The 18,622-nt window shown below is 49.6% G+C and carries 18 protein-coding genes; 4 read left to right on the top strand and 14 right to left on the bottom strand.

The genetic code is table 11. The features are described 5' to 3' along the window. Window positions 1-3 precede the first annotated feature (3 nt). The 11 genes from ACO0K2_RS00320 to secA all read right to left on the bottom strand — a co-directional run bounded on the left by ACO0K2_RS00320 (window position 4) and on the right by secA (window position 13,014). Window positions 4-1,563, bottom strand: a complete 1,560-nt coding sequence (locus ACO0K2_RS00320) for a sigma-54-dependent transcriptional regulator (protein WP_423014575.1) — start codon at window positions 1,561-1,563, stop codon at window positions 4-6. Between the two features lie 52 nt (window positions 1,564-1,615). Continuing rightward, entirely contained in the window at window positions 1,616-2,191 is a 576-nt protein-coding gene (locus ACO0K2_RS00315; protein WP_423014573.1) for a hypothetical protein, read from the bottom strand. Continuing rightward, window positions 2,188-3,573, bottom strand: a complete 1,386-nt coding sequence (locus ACO0K2_RS00310; protein ID WP_423016105.1) for a D-amino acid dehydrogenase — start codon at window positions 3,571-3,573, stop codon at window positions 2,188-2,190. Before ACO0K2_RS00310 ends, ACO0K2_RS00315 begins: the two co-directional genes overlap by 4 nt. After that, the gene (gene alr, locus ACO0K2_RS00305) at window positions 3,548-4,666 is read right to left on the bottom strand and encodes an alanine racemase (RefSeq protein ID WP_423014572.1); all 1,119 of its coding nucleotides are present in this window, start codon (window positions 4,664-4,666) and stop codon (window positions 3,548-3,550) included. The genes ACO0K2_RS00310 and alr overlap by 26 nt, the downstream gene beginning before the upstream one ends. A 481-nt stretch (window positions 4,667-5,147) precedes the next feature. Continuing rightward, window positions 5,148-5,567, bottom strand: coding sequence for an NUDIX domain-containing protein (locus ACO0K2_RS00300; protein ID WP_423014570.1), 420 nt, complete (start codon window positions 5,565-5,567; stop codon window positions 5,148-5,150). A 7-nt stretch (window positions 5,568-5,574) separates the two neighbouring features. Beyond that, on the bottom strand, window positions 5,575-6,453 hold the full coding sequence (locus ACO0K2_RS00295) for an ATP-binding protein (protein WP_423016103.1): 879 nt from the start codon (window positions 6,451-6,453) through the stop codon (window positions 5,575-5,577). A 142-nt stretch (window positions 6,454-6,595) separates the two neighbouring features. Continuing rightward, the gene (argJ, locus tag ACO0K2_RS00290) at window positions 6,596-7,834 is read right to left on the bottom strand and encodes a bifunctional glutamate N-acetyltransferase/amino-acid acetyltransferase ArgJ (RefSeq protein WP_423014568.1); all 1,239 of its coding nucleotides are present in this window, start codon (window positions 7,832-7,834) and stop codon (window positions 6,596-6,598) included. Between the two features lie 154 nt (window positions 7,835-7,988). Next, on the bottom strand, window positions 7,989-8,774 hold the full coding sequence (locus ACO0K2_RS00285; RefSeq protein ID WP_423014566.1) for a DNA-binding domain-containing protein: 786 nt from the start codon (window positions 8,772-8,774) through the stop codon (window positions 7,989-7,991). After that, window positions 8,771-9,646, bottom strand: a complete 876-nt coding sequence (locus ACO0K2_RS00280) for a DUF692 domain-containing protein (protein ID WP_423014564.1) — start codon at window positions 9,644-9,646, stop codon at window positions 8,771-8,773. The genes ACO0K2_RS00285 and ACO0K2_RS00280 overlap by 4 nt, the downstream gene beginning before the upstream one ends. Window positions 9,647-9,697: 51 nt before the next feature. Then, the gene (locus ACO0K2_RS00275) at window positions 9,698-9,967 is read right to left on the bottom strand and encodes a hypothetical protein (RefSeq protein ID WP_423014562.1); all 270 of its coding nucleotides are present in this window, start codon (window positions 9,965-9,967) and stop codon (window positions 9,698-9,700) included. 287 nt (window positions 9,968-10,254) lie between these two features. Continuing rightward, entirely contained in the window at window positions 10,255-13,014 is a 2,760-nt protein-coding gene (gene secA / locus ACO0K2_RS00270) for a preprotein translocase subunit SecA (protein ID WP_423014560.1), read from the bottom strand. Between the two features lie 3 nt (window positions 13,015-13,017). Here secA and ACO0K2_RS00265 point away from each other — a divergent pair, with 3 nt between their 5' ends. Further along, complete coding sequence (locus ACO0K2_RS00265; RefSeq protein WP_423014558.1) at window positions 13,018-13,218, top strand: hypothetical protein; 201 nt, start codon at window positions 13,018-13,020, stop codon at window positions 13,216-13,218. Here the strand turns inward: ACO0K2_RS00265 and ACO0K2_RS00260 are convergent. Continuing rightward, a complete protein-coding gene (locus ACO0K2_RS00260) occupies window positions 13,185-14,147 on the bottom strand; it encodes a M23 family metallopeptidase (RefSeq protein WP_423014556.1) in 963 nt (320 codons plus the stop codon). The two genes, ACO0K2_RS00265 and ACO0K2_RS00260, sit on opposite strands and share 34 nt — an antisense overlap. 70 nt (window positions 14,148-14,217) lie before the next feature. On the opposite strand from ACO0K2_RS00260, the gene ACO0K2_RS00255 reads away from it, so the two are divergent. After that, entirely contained in the window at window positions 14,218-14,724 is a 507-nt protein-coding gene (locus ACO0K2_RS00255; protein ID WP_423014554.1) for a DciA family protein, read from the top strand. Between the two features lie 18 nt (window positions 14,725-14,742). On the opposite strand, the gene ACO0K2_RS00250 is transcribed toward ACO0K2_RS00255, so the two are convergent. After that, window positions 14,743-15,294, bottom strand: coding sequence for a cob(I)yrinic acid a,c-diamide adenosyltransferase (locus ACO0K2_RS00250; protein ID WP_423014552.1), 552 nt, complete (start codon window positions 15,292-15,294; stop codon window positions 14,743-14,745). 517 nt (window positions 15,295-15,811) lie between these two features. Between ACO0K2_RS00250 and ACO0K2_RS00245 the strand changes: the two genes are divergently transcribed. Beyond that, complete coding sequence (locus ACO0K2_RS00245) at window positions 15,812-16,717, top strand: LysR substrate-binding domain-containing protein (protein WP_423014550.1); 906 nt, start codon at window positions 15,812-15,814, stop codon at window positions 16,715-16,717. A 275-nt stretch (window positions 16,718-16,992) separates the two neighbouring features. After that, the gene (trhA, locus tag ACO0K2_RS00240; RefSeq protein ID WP_423016101.1) at window positions 16,993-17,607 is read left to right on the top strand and encodes a PAQR family membrane homeostasis protein TrhA; all 615 of its coding nucleotides are present in this window, start codon (window positions 16,993-16,995) and stop codon (window positions 17,605-17,607) included. Window positions 17,608-17,671: 64 nt separating this feature from the next. Here trhA and ACO0K2_RS00235 read toward each other — a convergent pair whose 3' ends face one another. Then, window positions 17,672-18,604, bottom strand: coding sequence for an aldo/keto reductase (locus ACO0K2_RS00235; RefSeq protein ID WP_423014548.1), 933 nt, complete (start codon window positions 18,602-18,604; stop codon window positions 17,672-17,674). Between the last annotated feature and the right edge of the window lie 18 nt (window positions 18,605-18,622).

Genomic DNA, 18,622 nt, shown 5'->3' with positions numbered 1-18,622 from the left:
GCATTATCGTTTGCCGGGGATGCCGTATTTACGTAACTTTGTCGCAATCATCGAGTGGGACGTTTGTAGCCTTGCAGCAAGCTTTCGGCTCGATGGATATTGGGGATACAGCCTCTCCAGCAAAGATTGCTCGAAAGCATTGACTGATAATTCCCAGTTCTCCGTGTTGTCGAGGTTAACTTCATCCGCACTGATGCTTCCTTCTGCCCAGTCGAGATCAGCCGCATCAAGAACACGCTGATCGGACATGGTAATCGCCCGGAAAATCACGTTCTGTAATTGTCGTACGTTCCCCTGCCAGCGATTGGACACGAGAACAGCGCATGCTGACGAATTCAGGCGACACACCGGTTTTTGTGATTGCGTACATGCACGCTCGATGAAGTGGCGTGCTAGGGGCAAAATGTCATCGGGACGATCTCGCAGAGCGGGAACTTCAAGGTGCAGCACATTCAAGCGATAAAACAAATCTTCGCGGAATAAGCCTTCCTGCACCATTTTTCTCAGATTACGGTGCGTCGCACTGATAATGCGGACGTTGACTTTGATTTCCTTGTCGCCACCAATCCGGCGGAACTTACCATCATTTAAGAATCGCAGGAGTTTTGCTTGCAAGTACAAGGACATCTCGCCAATTTCGTCGAGAAACACGGTGCCACCATCGGCCATTTCGAATAGTCCTGGCTTGCCACCGCGCTGCGCTCCTGTGAATGCGCCAGACATATATCCAAAGAGTTCACTTTCCGCCAAACTCTCCGGTAATGCTGCACAATTCAATTCCAGAAACGGCGCATTCGCTCGGGGGCTAATGCCATGACATGCTTGCGCCAGCAGTTCTTTACCAGTGCCTGTTTCGCCGGTAATTAGCAAGGGTGCATCCACGATGGCGACACGTGCTGCTTTGCTTTTGAGAGAACGAATTTGCTCCGACTCGCCAATAATGAGATCAAATCCGTTGCCTACTGAATTTTGGAGGGCATGTAAGCGACCACCGATGCGGGCCGGAGTATGAAAACTAATGACAGCGCCGACCGAGCGTCCCGAGGGGGCGAGTTCAACAAGGAGTGGTTCTGAGACGGGGCTGACTTCCATAAAGAAAGGTTCCCCTTTCAAGGTCACCTCACGACTTGGGAGGCGAAAACTGGCATCAATCAGTTCTCGCTCCATGTCAGGATCATCGAGAATCTGACTTAGTGTCATACTGCACAGAATGGCTTCACTGGTCCCCGCAACGGCCGCTGCGGCCGCGTTCGCAATCAGAATACGGCCACACCCATCAACAGCTAGCACTGGATCTTCCATTGCTGCCATGACGGTATCGAGATGCAAGCGGCGGCGAATGCCGGGCAGCACGTCGAGAACCTGAATATCGCCTACGCCTTTGACCTGACGGCAATCTTCTTGCAAGGCAGGTAACATGTACTCCAACAGTTCGGGGCTATCAATGTAGATATGCGGAGGATCAACCTCAACAGCAACCACATTTAAGCCACGTTTCGCCAGAACAGCCAAAATTTCATGCGCGATACCGACGCGGTCCTTAAACTGAATATTAATACGCATTAAGTCACTTTATCTGGCGTGGAGTCTGGTGATGACGTTGGAAAATGCAATCCTAGTAAGGCTCGGGGATATAGCCGCGTGGTCGCGCATATTGACTGCGGAAAGCAGCCGTCGTCGCCAAACCGCGCAAACGGCTCAGATCAAACTGCTGTAACTGCTGAACGACTGCGCGATTGACAGTCATCTTCACTTGCATCATCAACAAATCAACGCTGTGTTGGCTCGAGCTACGGGATGGTACTGCATCAGCCTCTTGCGCCTCATCGTCGCTGTCCGCAGTCGTTGTCGCTTGCTGCTTCGCTGCTTTCGCCAACGCCCGCTCTTCCGCATCGGCAAAGCAACGATACACATCTGCTAAGGTAATAAAGCCGTTGCAGTCACGGCAATGCCAGGCATCTTTTTCTTTGGCGTCGCGTCCGACCAGGCCATCCTTACTCAGTGTTGTTAAGATAGAGCGAATCAGACGCGGCGTTTTGCCCGTCGCGGCAGCCAGACTGGTGACGGTCGCCGCACGCGGCATCACCATCATGGTTTGCGCCAGAATCTCGATCGCGGCATAAAAACGGGCATTCAGATTCGCATCTGCAAATACCTGGGTTGAGGATAGCAACTGTTCAAACTGGCTCATGCCAACTCCTTGGGGACAATGACTGGACGATTAATGCTGCCATATCGATCCATATATAAACCTTCAGTGGAAATTGCCGGACGCTTGCCTGAAACAAGATCCGCAATGAATTGCCCTGATCCACAAGCCATGGTCCAACCTAAGGTGCCATGTCCTGTATTCAGGAATAAATTACGATAAGGGGTAGGGCCGACCACAGGGGTACCATCTGGTGTCATCGGACGCAGTCCTGTCCAGAATTCGGCCTTACTCACGTCACCACCACCCGGGAACAAGTCAGTGACTGAAAATTCCAGGGTATCACGGCGATCTTTGCGTAAATCCAGGTTGTAACCTGTGATTTCGGCGGTGCCGCCTACGCGAATGCGGTCACCGAGACGTGTGATTGCCACTTTGTAAGTTTCATCCATCACGGTTGATTCCGGTGCCCGTTGTGCATCGGTAATCGGTACGGTTATTGAATAACCTTTAATTGGGTAAACGGGGATGTTGATGCCCAGTTCACGCAGAACGATTGGCGAATAGCTGCCTAAAGCGAGTACGTAACGATCTGCCTTCATCTCGCCTTGCGAGGTGATGACGGAAGTGATGGTGTCGCCCTCGCGCACCAGTCGTTCGATGCTCACGCCATATTTGAACGTGACGCCAAGACCTTCTGCCAGTTTTGCCAGATTTTGCGTGAACTTGAAGCAGTCACCGGTTTCGTCGCCTGGCAAACGTAATGCGCCAACAAATTTTTCTTGTACGTTCTTCAACGCAGGCTCAACAACCAAACACCCTGCTTTATCCAAGGTTTCGTAAGGTACGTCGTAGCGTTTCAAAATGTCGATATCAGCCTGCGCGCCATCTAATTGTGCTTGGTTACGGAAGAGTTGCAACGTGCCTTGGGTGCGTTCGTCGTAAGCAATCCCTGTATCAGCGCGTAATTGCTGCAAGACATCACGGCTGTATTCAGCCATCCGTAACATGCGACCTTTGTTTGTTTCGTAGCGTGCCGATGTGCAATTCATCAGCATCTGCGTGACCCAGCGCCATGTGTTGAGGTCAAATGTCGGACGAATTGCCAGTGGACTATGTTTCATCATCAGCCATTTGATGGCTTTGAGCGGTACACCTGGTCCTGCCCATGGTGCAGAGTATCCGGGTGACACTTCACCGGCGTTGCCATAGCTGGTCTCTAATGCAGCACCTGGCTGACGTTCAATGACGGTCACTTCGTGACCTGCTTTTGCTAAGAAATAAGCGGATGCTGTGCCGATAACGCCTGCGCCGAGTACGATAACTTTCATGTTGATTCTCCTGATGTGCTTGTCTGTGTATGCTGGTGATGAATGTAGGTGTCTTGTGAAGGAAAGACTACGTTGCTGGACACTCGTCCGAATACTCGCGGTAATAGCGTGTACCCAGACTGGTCAATATTTCGTAACCAATCGTGTTCGCTCTCGTAGCGACGTCATCCACGGTGTTGGTTGCCGATATGAGATCGACGAAAGTGCCCGGTTGCAAGTACGTTGGCGCAATATGCGTTACATCCAACGTAATTGTGTCCATAGAAACATTCCCTACCATTGGCGCTTCAAAGCCTGCAATGTGCGCCACTCCACGGTTACTTAAACTTCGTAACCAACCATCAGCATAGCCAACAGCAACTGTTGCTATGCGACTTGCTTCCTTACTGCGCCATGTTGAGCCATATCCCACGCCTGTTCCTGCTGGAATGTCGCGGGTTTGGATAAGGCGCCCTTGTAAATGGGCGACGGCACGTAAAGGATTCTCTTGTCCTGCCACAGGGGCAACGCCGTACAGCGCCGCGCCTGGACGAGCCAGATCAAAATGAAAGTCACTCCCCAAAAAAATACCCGACGAATTCGCCAACGTTGCTTTACTTCCTGGAAATAAAGTACGTAAAGCCTGAAAGCGTTCCAGTTGCTGACGATTCATTGGATTGTGCTGGTCTTCAGCGCACGCCAAATGACTCATCACATACTGCACATCAATGCCCGCATACAAAGATGGATCATTCTGCAGTGCCTCTACTTCTTGTGCAGATAATCCCATGCGAGCCATACCTGTATCGAACTGAACGATGGCCGGTAAGCGCTGTTGTTGACGCTGGGCCAATGCGCTCCAGTCTTGAATTTGTTGCAGACTATTTAAAACCGGCATACAGCCGTGGGCGATGAATTCAGCCTCACAGCCGACCGGAGAACCATGCATGACGATCAGATGGGCGTCAGAGGGCAAACTAGGACGCAAAGCGATCGCTTCTTCAAGATGAGCGACGAAAAAATGTCGACACCCTTCTTGGTAGAGTACGTTGGCTACCTGTTCCGCCCCGAGTCCATAGGCGTCCGCCTTCACCGCAGCACCGCATCGGGAAGTACCCAAGCGATTCTGAAGTAATCGGTAGTTATGTCGAACTGCCTGCAAGTCAAGCCGCAAGACAGCGCCGGTTCTTTCTGCTAGTTGTTGCATAGTTTTTAGCACTCCATCGCTTTAGAGAAAAGTTAACGTTCTCTTAGCAATGCCCGTGCCACTAATAATTATCAAGCAAATTCAAAGACTTACAAAAAAATTACCCAACACCGACAACAAACTGTATGGATTTCAATACAGTCAAAAGTGAAGCAGGTTCTTTTGCGACCGAGTATTCCCTCTACAGCGTATTGAAAATAGAACGGTGTATTTAAAATGATACACCGTATTTTTTTCAATACATATAATAATTAAAACGAGTAAGGATAGTCTCAGCCTGAAATGCATCAGGCAATAAGTAGAAGTACGGAGTGAGTTGCGTTAACAATACACAAAAGCGGTAGAGTTGACAGGCACGAAAGTCCGATGAGACACAGCCCTGACGCCAACCGTCGAAAGAAGGTATCAGGGTGGTATTGATCAATCGCACAAGAGTGCTAAAAGTGAAACGGATGACGAGGTCACACCAATGCAGGCAGATTTATGCTGGCATACGACTGACATCGCTTTGGAGCAAGCCAAGCCATTCGAGCAGCGGGATAGTGGCAGGCAACAGCGGCGTCACACCGACCTCGCCTTGCCAAGCAAATGCCTGACCTTCGAGGCTTTGTGGCTCCCCCTCCCATTCACGACTAATATAGAAATGCAGTCGCACATGGGCGTGAGGATATACATGCTCAACGCCACACCACGGTGTCGCACTGAGAATGTGTATCCCCAGCTCTTCAAGAAACTCGCGTCGAAGGGCGTCAAAAATCGACTCATCGGGCTCTACTTTCCCGCCAGGAAATTCCCAATAGCCTTCGTAGGGTTTGCCTGCCGGACGCTGCCCCAATAAAACATCCCCATTGGGCTTCATCAAAATGCCGACGGCCACATCAACGGGCTGAACTTTTTTCATTGCCACTTCAGACATGATCGTTGTCCGTTAATTTACCCGCGTAGTCTCGTGCAAATTGCCATGCCACCCGACCAGAGCGGGATCCGCGTTGCAATGCCCAGCGTAATGCGTCGGCCCTCGCAGCCGCGATCTGCTCATCGTTACAGTCAAAACGCTTTAACCAGTGACCAACGATTTCAAGGTAATCATCTTGCTTAAAGGGATAAAACGACACCCACAGACCAAATCGTTCAGAGAGAGAAATTTTTTCTTCCACGGTTTCACCGGGATGCAAATCGCCATCGTCAGCGTGCTGATAGCTGGCGTTGTCGGACATTTTTTCTGGCATCAAGTGACGACGATTCGAGGTCGCGTAAATGAGGACATTGTCTGATTGCGTCGCGATACTGCCATCCAATGCGACTTTCAACGCTTTATACCCCGCTTCGCCTTCTTCAAACGAGAGATCGTCGCAAAAAATCACAAACCGTTCAGGGCGTTCTGCCACCAAATCAACAATATCCGGCAAATCAGCCAGATCTGCTTTATCTACCTCAATCAAACGCAAACCTTGATCGCTAAATTGATTAAGACAGGCTTTAATCAATGACGATTTACCGGTGCCTCTAGCACCCGTTAACAACACATTATTAGCAGGTTTCCCACGCACAAATTGCAAGGTGTTTTGTTCAATCAGTGTTTTCTGTGGAGCGATATGATGTAAGTCATCAAGGCGAATGACGGATGCGTGACGCACTACTTGCAAATATCCCTGACCACCCCGTTTTCGCCAACGGAAGGCGTTCCCTAATTGCCAATCTGGTGCCGTAATCGTCCCGGGCAATAACGCCTCTAAGCGGGTAAGTACGTGCTCAGCACGCGCTAAAAACTGATCAAGCTGGGTCATCGAGTTCATCACCAATCAAAAAACCGCCCAAGGAGATGTAGCGGGGGCGGTTTCAACGAAGCTAAAAAGGACTTTCCCACAATGGCTCCAACGCAGAAATGCGATTGAACGCCGCGAGCACGTTGTGGGAAACTCCGACTAATTAAGAGCGATAATCGGCATTGATCGAAACGTAATCATGCGACAGGTCGCATGTCCATACCGTTGTCTCTGCGTCGCCGCGGCCCAATTGAACGCGAATCGTAATCTCACTTTGCTTCATGACGCGCTGACCGTCTTCTTCACGGTAATCTGGATTGCGTCCGCCGCGTTTCGCCACTAACACGTCATCGAGGTACAAATCGAGTTTATTGACATCCAGATCAGTCACACCGGCATAACCGATGGCGGCGAGAATGCGACCTAAATTTGGGTCAGAGGCAAAAAACGCCGTTTTGACTAACGGTGAATGCGCGATGGAATATGCAATTTTGCGACACTCTTCCAAGTCACGACCTTGTTCAACAGCGATAGAAATAAACTTCGTCGCTCCCTCACCGTCACGAATAATCATGTGCGCGAGTTTTTGGGATAAATCGGTCACCGCCTTGGACAAAATCGCATATTCAGGAGAATCAATATCGTTGACTTCCAGCGTACCAGCGCCGGTGGCGATGAGCATGAAGGAATCGTTCGTTGACGTATCACCATCAATCGTAATGCAATTGAATGATTTGTCTGCGGCTTGCTTGATCATGTGATCGAGGACGGGCTGCGCGACTTTGGCATCCATTGCCAAATAACCCAGCATGGTTGCCATGTTAGGTTTGATCATGCCAGCACCTTTACTAATGCCGGTCATTGTCACGGTATGCGCACCCACTTGCACAGTTGCGGAAGCTGCCTTCGGCTGTGTATCGGTGGTCATAATGGATTCTGCAGCAAAGAACCAGTTATCTTCTTTCAGGTTAGCAATCGCTTGAGGCAAACCCGCAACGAGACGATCCACTGGCAGTGGCTCAAGAATCACGCCTGTTGAGAAAGGCAAAATTTGTGCTGGTTCACATCCCAGTAATTCTGCTAATGCAGCACAAGTGGCATTCGCAGCAGCTAAACCGGCATCTCCTGTACCCGCATTGGCGTTACCCGTATTCACAACCAATGCACGGATTGGTCCAGCCGACATCTGGAGACTTTCCAAATGTGCTTTACAGACTTGAACCGGTGCGGCGCAAAATCGATTGGTCGTGAACACACCCGACACCGTCGCTGTCGGTGCTAACTCCATGACCAATACATCTTTGCGATTCGCTTTACGAATACCTGCCTCGGCATGTCCGAGACGAATACCGGCAACTGGTTTTAAGTCAGCAGCGACAGGGATAGGGGAATTGACGGCCATAGTAGCTTCCTTGCGTTGAAATCAAGCCGTCATTGTAGGGCATTTTTATTGCCGCGCCATTACCAGTGAAATGAAATTTATTGAAGAAATGAGCAGGAGGCGGCAGTGTGTTCCTTCCGAACACACACTGTGCTTTCATTGCAACGACCTTGAGTTACGTGTTGACCTGCGTCTCCACGATCGCAGACAGCATGGACTCATTGACCCACGTTTGCAGCCAACCCGCGATCTGCTCTGCAGCATCAGGATTCACCTGTGCAGCACGCTCACAGACGTTAGCAAAAGATTCACCTTGGCTCAGCGCTTCCAAGGCTTGCGATTCCGCGACCGATAGTGAACGAAAATGCGGCTGTAGCTCTTTTCTCCAAACAATCCAATGCACGGGTGTCTCTGTGGAGACCGGCGCTGGTGGTGCTTGTTCTGAATCCAGTGCGAGCCAGACCTCAACGCTGTTCCATTCAAGCGATACACGTTGCAAAGAGCTTGTTACCTCGAAGCCAACAGTTTCCCAATCGCTGACGCGACCGATGTCTTCTAAACGCAGGACAGGATGATCAATAGCATCAAATGCCAGCCCTAGTACCCACTCAAATTGGGCTAACTCGGCAACTTGCTGGTGTGACGCGAAATAGTGCTTCAAAAATTCTGGGAACCTATCACCGAACCATCGCAAATTACGAAAGGTCGATGGATGTTCATCAATGTAAGAAAGACATGCCGCATAAAATAAATCATCCCCGAGATATGCGTGGGTTTTTGAAAAACTTTCTGCTAATGCGTCACGCAAACGCACTCGGTAGGCATGATGGTAAATTTCAAGACGCGTGGTTGAACTGATACCTGGGTTTGCTGACACCATCGGTAGCACAGAGGTGGCGTCACGATGGCCTAAAATATAGTCCTGAAAACACATCTGAGTGACTGCTAACGCCGATGTCATGCCGCACTCTTTTGTGAAGCCTTCATGGTGCGTGCGGCAATATCTCGCGCAATCTGCAACTCACTGAGCAAGTCGTTTAAAGGAGGGATGTGATCGTCACGTTCAATCATGGTCGCAACAGAACCAAATCGAGCGATCGTCTTGGCATATAAATCCCAAACAGGGTCGGCGACTTCTCTGTCATGCGTATCAATAATATAGTCACCATGATCATGATGTCCCGCCAAATGAATCTGTTGTACGCGGTCGATGGGGATGCCACGAATGTAATCCATTGGATCAAATCCATGGTTGACGCTACTGACGTAAACATTATTCACATCAAGCAAAATCAAACTATCTGACTCCTCGGCAATGGTCTTGACGAATTCCCATTCCGTCATACTATCGCTGCTATACGACAAGTAGCTCGACACATTTTCTAACACCAGTGGTCGTTCAAGCACATCTTGGACGCGACGAATATTGTTAACCACAATGGCAATCGTCTCTTCGTTGTAAGGGAGTGGAAACAGATCGTGCATATTTTTACCATGCACACCTGTCCAGCAAATATGATCAGAAATCCACAGCGGTTCAACTCTGGCAATGAGCTTTTTTAATGCCTGCAAATAAGCGAGATCAGGCCCATTGGCGCTGCCAATCGACATCGATACACCGTGCATCACCATGGGATAATCGGCGCGGATAGCATCAAGCATCGCTAGCGGCTTACCACCTGCGACCATATAATTTTCAGATAAAATTTCAAACCAATCGAGGTCAGGTTTTTCTGACAGAATGGCGTGATAATGATCTGTACGTAATCCCAAACCGAATCCGGGACTGGCGATGCGATGCGATGAAATCGAGGTCATAAGTGGCGTGCTCATGGTAGGAAAAGCCCTCCCTCTATGGCGACGCATACAGGGAGGTAGGCTCAATTATTTGTCGAGATCAATGATCTTGCCGCCTTTAGCGAGGCACTGTGCTGCGCCCGTTGCAACGAATCCATGACCTTTGCAGACGTTTTGACCTTTGCAGGCGTTTTCTGCTGTTTTGCAATCACTTGTACCTTTGCAGCTGTTGATACCAGAGCAATGCACAACATCACCAGCACTCACTGTGCTTGTTGCTGCGATTGTCATACCAGACACTGCCATTGCTGCCGCTGCTGCTGCGATCATTGCGCCATATTGAATCGATTTTTTCATTTTGAGTCTCCAAAAAAAATTGAAAGTAAACAGTAAATCAAAGAAAGATCTGTGCTGATTCACTCAGGCGCTACCGGCAACCCCTCAGCTTCGCAACAGAACTTGAGCATCAGTCGACGCAACTTCGCATTTACTTACATCTAACTCAAAAAAAATTTTGCCTATTGCTACCCACGATTGCCTGATGGCATCGGACGTCGTCCATTTTTTGCAGTCGACAAAGAAAAAGGGGATGAATTTCTTCATCCCCTTTGTTGATTACATGAGCGTCAATGCGATCAATAAAACTAAGCGAGCTTACCGTGACACTGCTTGTATTTTTTTCCACTTCCGCATGGACAAGGATCGTTACGACCCACTTTCAATGCGTAACTCAGTTCAGGCTGTTCGGCAGCGGTATAGGCTGCTGGTGCCATGATTTCTTCTGGCGATGCGGCGGCGTCAAAGTCAGCGTGCTGGAAATGCACATTTTCCACCTGTGGCTGCGCCATTTGCTCTTCAACAGCTTCAATTTCTTCGCGTGACTGAATACGAACGGTAACGACAGTACGAACCACATCGTTTTTGATCATATCAAGCATTTGTGCAAACAACTCAAATGCTTCACGTTTGTATTCTTGCTTCGGATTTTTCTGTGCATAGCCGCGCAAATGGATGCCCTGACGCAAATGATCCAATGCTGCCAAATGTTCGCGCCAGTGCGTATCAATGCTTTGCAACATGACACTACGTTCAAATCCCGCAAATGACTCTTTACCGACGATCGCGACTTTTGCTTCGTAAGCCTGATTCACAGCTTGCAGAACACGGTCCAGAATATCTTCGCCCGTCAAGGTTGGCTCAGAAGCCGCCATTTTGACCAACGGCAAGTCGATGTTCCACTCTGCTGCCAGTACTTTTTCTAAGCCAGGGAGGTCCCACTGCTCTTCAACGGATTCTTGTGGTACGTGTGCATGAACGATATCAGCAAACATACCGTGGCGAAGAGATGACATTAACTCTGTCATGTCATGTGCTTCGAGCAACTCGTTACGTTGTTGGTAGATGACCTTACGCTGATCATTGGCCACATCATCGTATTCCAATAATTGCTTACGGATATCGAAGTTACGCGCTTCAACTTTGCGCTGCGCCGATTCAATGGAGCGAGAAACGATACCTGCTTCGATCGGCTCACCCTCTGGCATTTTCAGTCTGTCCATGATGGCGCGAACACGATCACCAGCAAAAATACGCAGTAATTGGTCGTCCAGTGACAGATAGAAACGGCTTGATCCTGGATCACCCTGACGACCAGAACGACCACGCAACTGGTTATCAACACGACGAGATTCATGACGTTCCGTACCGATGATGTGCAAACCACCCGCTTTGACAACGTGCTCATGCAAGGAAGCCCATTCGTCACGCAATTTCTGCGCTTGGGTTGCTTTATCAATCTCCGTTAACGCATCGTTCGCTTCAATCAACTGGACTTGCTTAGCAACGTTACCACCCAATACGATGTCGGTACCACGACCCGCCATGTTCGTCGCAATCGTGATCGCTTGTGGACGGCCAGCTTGGGCAATAATTTCAGCTTCACGTGCATGCTGTTTCGCATTAAGCACATTGTGCGGTAATTTTGCTTTTGTCAGGATGCCTGACAGCAATTCAGAATTTTCAATGGACGTAGTACCAACCAGCACGGGCTGTCCGCGCTCGTAGCAATCTTGGATGTCTTTCAACATCGCGCCATATTTTTCTTCTGCCGATTTATAAACCTGATCTTGACGGTCTTTACGCTGAGAAGGACGATTCGGTGGGATCACGACGGTTTCGAGACCGTAGATTTCTTGGAATTCGTACGCTTCTGTATCGGCGGTACCTGTCATCCCCGACAAGCGGGTGTACATACGGAAGTAGTTCTGGAAAGTAATCGATGCAAGTGTCTGGTTTTCATTCTGAATACGAACACCTTCTTTTGCCTCGACCGCCTGATGCAAGCCATCGGACCAACGACGTCCTGTCATCATACGACCAGTAAATTCATCAACGATCACGATTTCATCGTTCAACACGACATAGTGCTGGTCTTTGAAATACAGTGCATGTGCACGTAATGCTGCATACAGGTGATGAATCAGCGTGATATGCGCTGGATCGTAGAGCGACGCGCCTTCAGGCAACAAGCCCATTTGCGTCAGAATTTTTTCTGCTTTTTCGTGACCCGCTTCGGTCAGCAAGACCTGATGCGCTTTTTCATCTTTGGTGTAATCACCCGGTACTTCAACGGTGCCTGTGCCATCGGGAGTTTCTTCACCGATCTGCAAGGTCAGCAGCTTAGGTACTTCGTTAATCTTGTAGTACAGCTCTGTGTGATTTTCAGCCTGACCAGAAATGATCAGCGGGGTACGTGCCTCATCGATCAGGATCGAGTCCACTTCATCGACGACAGCAAAATTGAGCCCACGTTGCACACGGTCTTTGGCTTCGAAAACCATGTTGTCGCGCAGGTAGTCAAAACCGAATTCGTTATTAGTACCGTAGGTAATGTCAGAGGCATACGCAACTTGCTTCGCGTCGTGGTCAAGCTGTGACAAGTTGATGCCTGTCGTCAGACCCAACCAGCTATACAAGCGACCCATCCACTCGGCGTCACGCTGCGCCAAGTAATCATTGACCGTGACCACATGCACGCCTTTACCAGACAGCGCATTGAGGTAGATCGGCAATGTACCCATGAGCGTTTTACCTTCGCCCGTACCCATTTCAGCAATCTTGCCGTAATGCAAGACCATACCACCGATCATCTGCACATCAAAGTGGCGCATTTTCAGGACGCGCTTACTTGCCTCGCGACAGACGGCAAAAGCTTCCACCAAAATGCTATCGAGCGTCGCTCCTTCGGCCACACGTGCTTTAAATTCAGCAGTCTTGGCTTGTAACGCCTCGTCTGACAAAGTCTCCAGCTGGGGTTCCAATGCGTTGATCTCACGCACCGTCTTTTGGTATTGCTTCAAAAGCCGTTGATTACGGCTGCCGAATATCTTGGTCAGGAATGACATGCTATGAACGGAAAGTTAAATTCTGAAAAACGCCGCGGCAAAAACTTGCTTGCACAGCAACAATATAGGATAACTCACGATTTTACCATGCTGTTCGGCATTGACCATGAAAAGCCTGAGCAAAACCTTCCAGCATTTTTGATTTGGTGGCAAATTGCGCAAAAACAAGTCTATTTTTGCTTAAGGGCGGCAAGTTTGGCCTGATTGGCACCAGCGGTGAGGAATTTGTTCGGATCCTGAGGCACGTCCTTAATCCGGACCTCAAAGTGTAAATGCGATCCCGTTGAGCGCCCTGTCGAACCAATGTCCGCAATATGTTGACCACGCTTCACAATATCGCCCAACTTGACGTACACCTTGGACGTATGAGCGTAGCGGGTGATCAACTCCCCGCCGTGATCAATTTCAATCATATTGCCGAATTGAGGATGGAATTCTGCCGCAATCACCACACCACCCGCCGCAGCCACGATTGGTGTTCCGGTCGGCGCAGGAAAATCGATTCCCTCATGAAACGCATTATGCCCAGTGAATGGATCAAGACGCCAACCAAAGCCAGATGCATTATATGCAACATTCACAGGTTGAATTGTTGGCAATAATTTAGATTGAATTTTAAAACCCATCAAATTCGTTTCAACGACATTGAGGTAATCCGAACGGTGGTCAACGTCCTTTTGAAAAGCATCAAGCGCTGCCTGCAACTCAGCGATATTGAGCTCTTGGGATGGGGCAGCGGTGATTTCAGGACCGCCACGGCCCGGCGACTCTTTAAAATTGAATTCTTCTGGTTTGACGCCAGCCAACCCTTGCACCCGCTCGCCCAACGCATCAAGCCGCATCAGTTGGGCTTGCATTTCACCGAGCTTGACCGCCATGGCTGTCAGATTTTCTTTGACGTAACGGTCTTTTGCATTCAGATCGCCCGATAAAGGGGATGAGGTAGTTGCTGGTAAAATGTTGCGGAGAATAGGGAGATCCGCGCTCGCCAAGCGTAACGTCAAGGTGGCCATCAATGCCCCACTGAGCGCCATCAGTATCACAAACCCGATGACCGCGTACACAACGTGACGTGTCGATAGCGTGACCGATTTAGCCTGGGTAAACCGAGAATGCATCAAAATAATCTGCATCAGTCATTTCCCTCTGAAATGGCGTGTTCAAGCTGCGTGAAAATACATTGTCTGTGGTAAGGTGTGCATTATGTCAGCACCTTTACCACCACCCAATCGTATCCATATTAAACGTGGCCGCGCCGTCTCCATGACGAGCGGCGCGAGTGATTTTTTGCGTGCAAACGATAAACTCGCTCCGTTGCTCCCCGCAATCCAGCGCAATTTGGCGCTGCAAAAAGATTGCGAGTCGATCTTATCGTCCTTGTTCGAACATTGTGAAGTCATGCAAGTCGCTGACGGCGAACTTGTCTTGGGTGCAGCCAACGCTGCCATTGCGACAAAGCTCAAACAACAATGTCCAAAATTACAATTACAATTACAGCAACGCGGCTGGCAGATTAACGCAATCCGCATCAAAGTACAAGTGAAGCGCGTTGTTGAAAAACCGCCACCAGTCAAGCAGTTAGCGATCCCAACAACAGCCCTGCAAGCATTGAGCCATCTCGAAAAAACCATCGAAGACAACGCGCAAAATGCAGGACTTCGCGCGGCACTATCCCGCTTGCTGGCGCGTCACTCGTCGTCTGACAAGTGAGCGCCCTCAACCTCCATTTTAACGGTGGCGATCTTTTTCCCACAAGACATCGTTTCCACCATCAACGCGATTGAGCACTCTCGATAAAACAAAGAGCAAATCAGATAAGCGATTCATGTATTGGCGTGGATGATCATTGATCGCTTCACTTTTCCCAACGCTCACAATGGCACGTTCTGCGCGACGACAGACGGTACGGCAAACATGCGCGATCGCAGCAGCGCGAGAGCCTCCGGGCAAAATGAAATCCTTGAGTGGAGGCAAATCGGCGTTGTATTTTTCTAATAATGCATCAAGCCGTGCGACCTGTGCATCCGTAATTAAGGTATAGCCAGGGATACACAACTCACCACCCATATCAAACAAATCGTGCTGGATAGAGACTAATTCGTGCTTCATCGTTGGCGGCAACGGCTCGCAAAGCAGGACGCCGATGTGCGAATTTAATTCATCGACATCCCCCATGGCATGCACACGTAATGCATCTTTATCTACTCGGCTGCCATCCCCAAGTCCGGTGGTCCCCGCATCGCCTGTTCGCGTTGCAATTTTTGAGAGTCGATTACCCATAATTATTTTCAATATAAAGAAGTCGCTGAGGATAAGCCAAAAACGGCGAGAATGCACGAGCACCATCATCGTTGGTCAGGACAAAAAGAAACAACGTCACAAACCGACGACACGCCACGCATTGGTGACTCATTAGGTAGACAATTTCACCAAAAACAGAATAATGTTTAGCGTTTGGGGCGTGCGAAACTGCAATTGACAGCCAAAATCACGCTATCATACGACATATCTCAGGCTGCTATCGCCCACGAACTCAAGAGGAAATGTCGATAACAGAGCCCAATGCAACACAACAAATATCACACCCGTGGTATTGATCTCAACATCCATAAGATGGGTTCCTAGCGGCGACACCTTGCGTAGGGTGCGCAGTCTTGAGGCGACCGACAGCATATGCGTACTGATGCAGTAATACCGGTGCAGTAAAAATACGGCAACATGAATCATTCCCGACCACCGTTGATCGGACGATCCATGTGCTCATCACGTCATAACAAAGAAGACATCAGGATAAAGAATGGCAACAAGACTTCCCCCAGTGCATGCACTCTCGGCCTTCGAGGCGGCGGCGCGCTTTGGTTCTTTTGCAATTGCTGCTGAAGAGCTCTGTATTACTCCCTCTGCGCTGTCACACCGCATCCGGCTACTGGAAGAGCATCTGTGTGAACGCGTGTTCGTTCGTGAAGGACGTAGCGTCACACTCACCGAATTTGGTCGCCGTTATTTAGATGTCGTCAGAGCAGCACTGCGGACCTTATCTGATTTCCCTTTGCCCAATAAAGTGACGCAGAATCAGATGCGCGTCAAAGTCACGGTTCCACCGACCTTTGCTCGGTATATGTTCATGCCACGCCTGGCTGATTTCGCAAAGAAATATCCCGATATTGAAATCGAGGTGTATTTGTTTGTTCCTCTCTATGATCTGAGTTTATCGGAGAGCGATGTTGAAGTGCGGTTTGGCGCGGGCGAATATCCGAACTTGGTCACCAAAAAATTGTTCGTCGAACCCAGCTTTGCTGTTGCTAGTCCCGGCTATTTAAAAACAATTCCACCCATCAAGACCCCCGCTGATTTACGCCATGCCAATTTGTTGCGTTCTGCCTTGGAGCCATGGCAGCCTTGGTTCGAAGTAGCAGGATTAGATTGGCCCGAACCCGCAAACGGCTTGCGTATTGATGATCTCGGGTTATTGCTCGAGGCAATCAAGCATGGCCATGGCGTCGGTTTAACAAGGCAGCATTTTGCAGAAGACATGATTCGATCTGGCGAAGTGGTCAGACTCTTCGACACCCAACTCGCAACGCCTCCGCACGCTTATCATCTTGTACATGAAGCGCAACCCGTGTTGCGGCCGGAAGTCGACATCTTTATCAATTGGATGCAATCGACGTTTCAGACGCCTGACACCCAAAAAACGTCCTAAAACTTCCTAAAGCGCTTTAAAGCACACTAAAGCGTCTTCCTCGTTTGAGACAAAAGGTCAGAGCAGCGCATCCTCAATGCGTCTGCTCTGTTTTTTTATGTGTGGGCGATGAGGCGACTGGACGCTCCATTGCACCTCCTATTGCACCTCTTATTGCACCTCTTATTGCACATGCATTGCGAACCATCAAGTCACCGACGGGACGAGGTAGCCAACGCCAAAGCGCAACTTGGTGCACAATGTTCACTCAATCGTCATCACAGGATCGTTGCTTTATGTATTACGGAGAGAAGTTCAATAGCATTACCCACCTCGCAGGCGCTGCATTAGCGATTGGCGGTGCGGCCGTTCTCATTACAGTGGGTGCACGGCTTGGTGATCCCTGGAAAATTGTGAGCTTTAGCATTTATGGGGCGATGCTTTTTTTACTGTATGCGATATCCGCGCTCTACCATAGCCTGCGTGGAAAAGCGAAAAATGTCTTTCAGAAACTAGATCATTGCGCCATTTACTTGCTGATCGCTGGTAGCTATACACCGTTCACCCTAGTGACGCTGCGAGAGCATTCAGGGTGGATTATCTTTGGACTGGAATGGGGACTCGCCGTGATTGGCATCGTTCAAGAAATTCTGTTCGCCAAAGGCGCGCGATGGTTATCACTCGCCATCTACGTCATGATGGGTTGGCTCGCCATCGCCGTTATCGTGCCGCTCATCGCCATCTTACACAATGGATTTTATTGGCTGGCACTCGGCGGCGTTTTTTATACGGTAGGAATCATTTTTTATGCCACCGATGAAAAACTCAAACATGGTCACGGCATCTGGCATTTGTTTGTTCTCGCAGGCAGTATGTCACAGTATTTCGCGATTTTATTTTACGTCGCATAAACAATCGGGGAAGCGTCTTCGCTCCCCCGATTGATCCCTCAATGCTTGCCTCGTTACGTCGATCCTAATCAACACCCTTGCCTGCGGAAGCACACCATAATCGGAACCAATGTTCGCGCGATAAGGTATGTTGACAAGCCAACGCCGCCTCTTGCAACGCAGCGACCCGACCCGAGCCTGTCAGCACCAGTGGACGAGAGGGATGCTGCAAAATCCAAGACAAGGCAATCGTACTCGCAGGTAAATTTAACTCAGCAGACAACGCAGAGAGTACTTCTCTGACACGGACCACTTGCGGATCTGTCGCTGCCGATGCTCGGAACAAATCCCCTCCCCCTAACGCAGACCAGATCATCGGCGCGATGCGCAATCGCTGACATAAGTCCAAGGTACCATCGTGCAGCGGATTGAGATGCAAGAGCGACAATTCGACTTGATTCGTCACCAGAGGGAAGCGTGATGCCAATAATTCAAATTGAGACAGCGTAAAGTTGGAGACACCAAAATGCCGCACTTTACCGCTACGTTGCAGGGAATCAAAAGCGTCAGCCATTTCATCGGCGTTCATCAGCGGATCAGGACGGTGGATGAGCAATAAATCCAGTTGTTCAATCTGCATCGCGCGCAATGAATTTTCTGCCGAAGCAATAATATGCGCACGGCTCGTATCGTAGTGTTGAATGCCGTGTGCTGGACGCGCTGCGGAGATCAGTTTAATGCCGCACTTACTGACGAATTGAAACTGGTGGCGCAATTCTGGTGCCAGTTGTAAAGCTTCGCCCAGCAAAGTTTCGCTTTGGTAGTCACCATAAATATCCGCCTGATCGATCGTAGTGATGCCCAGATCAAGTGCTTGTTTCAGAAAGCTGACGCGCTCTTGCGGCGACATACGCCAATCGGCCAACCGCCATAAACCAAGGACGACACGAGAAAATTCCGGTCCATTCGGAGCGATTTGAATGCGGGGAAGATGAGAAGAAGGAGATGAAAGCGTCATAGAAATAGGGCTTATCGA

Source organism: Undibacterium sp. MH2W (assembly GCF_049340215.1).
Taxonomy (GTDB): Bacteria; Pseudomonadota; Gammaproteobacteria; order Burkholderiales; family Burkholderiaceae_D; genus Undibacterium.
This window is presented reverse-complemented; position numbering and strand designations above follow the sequence as displayed.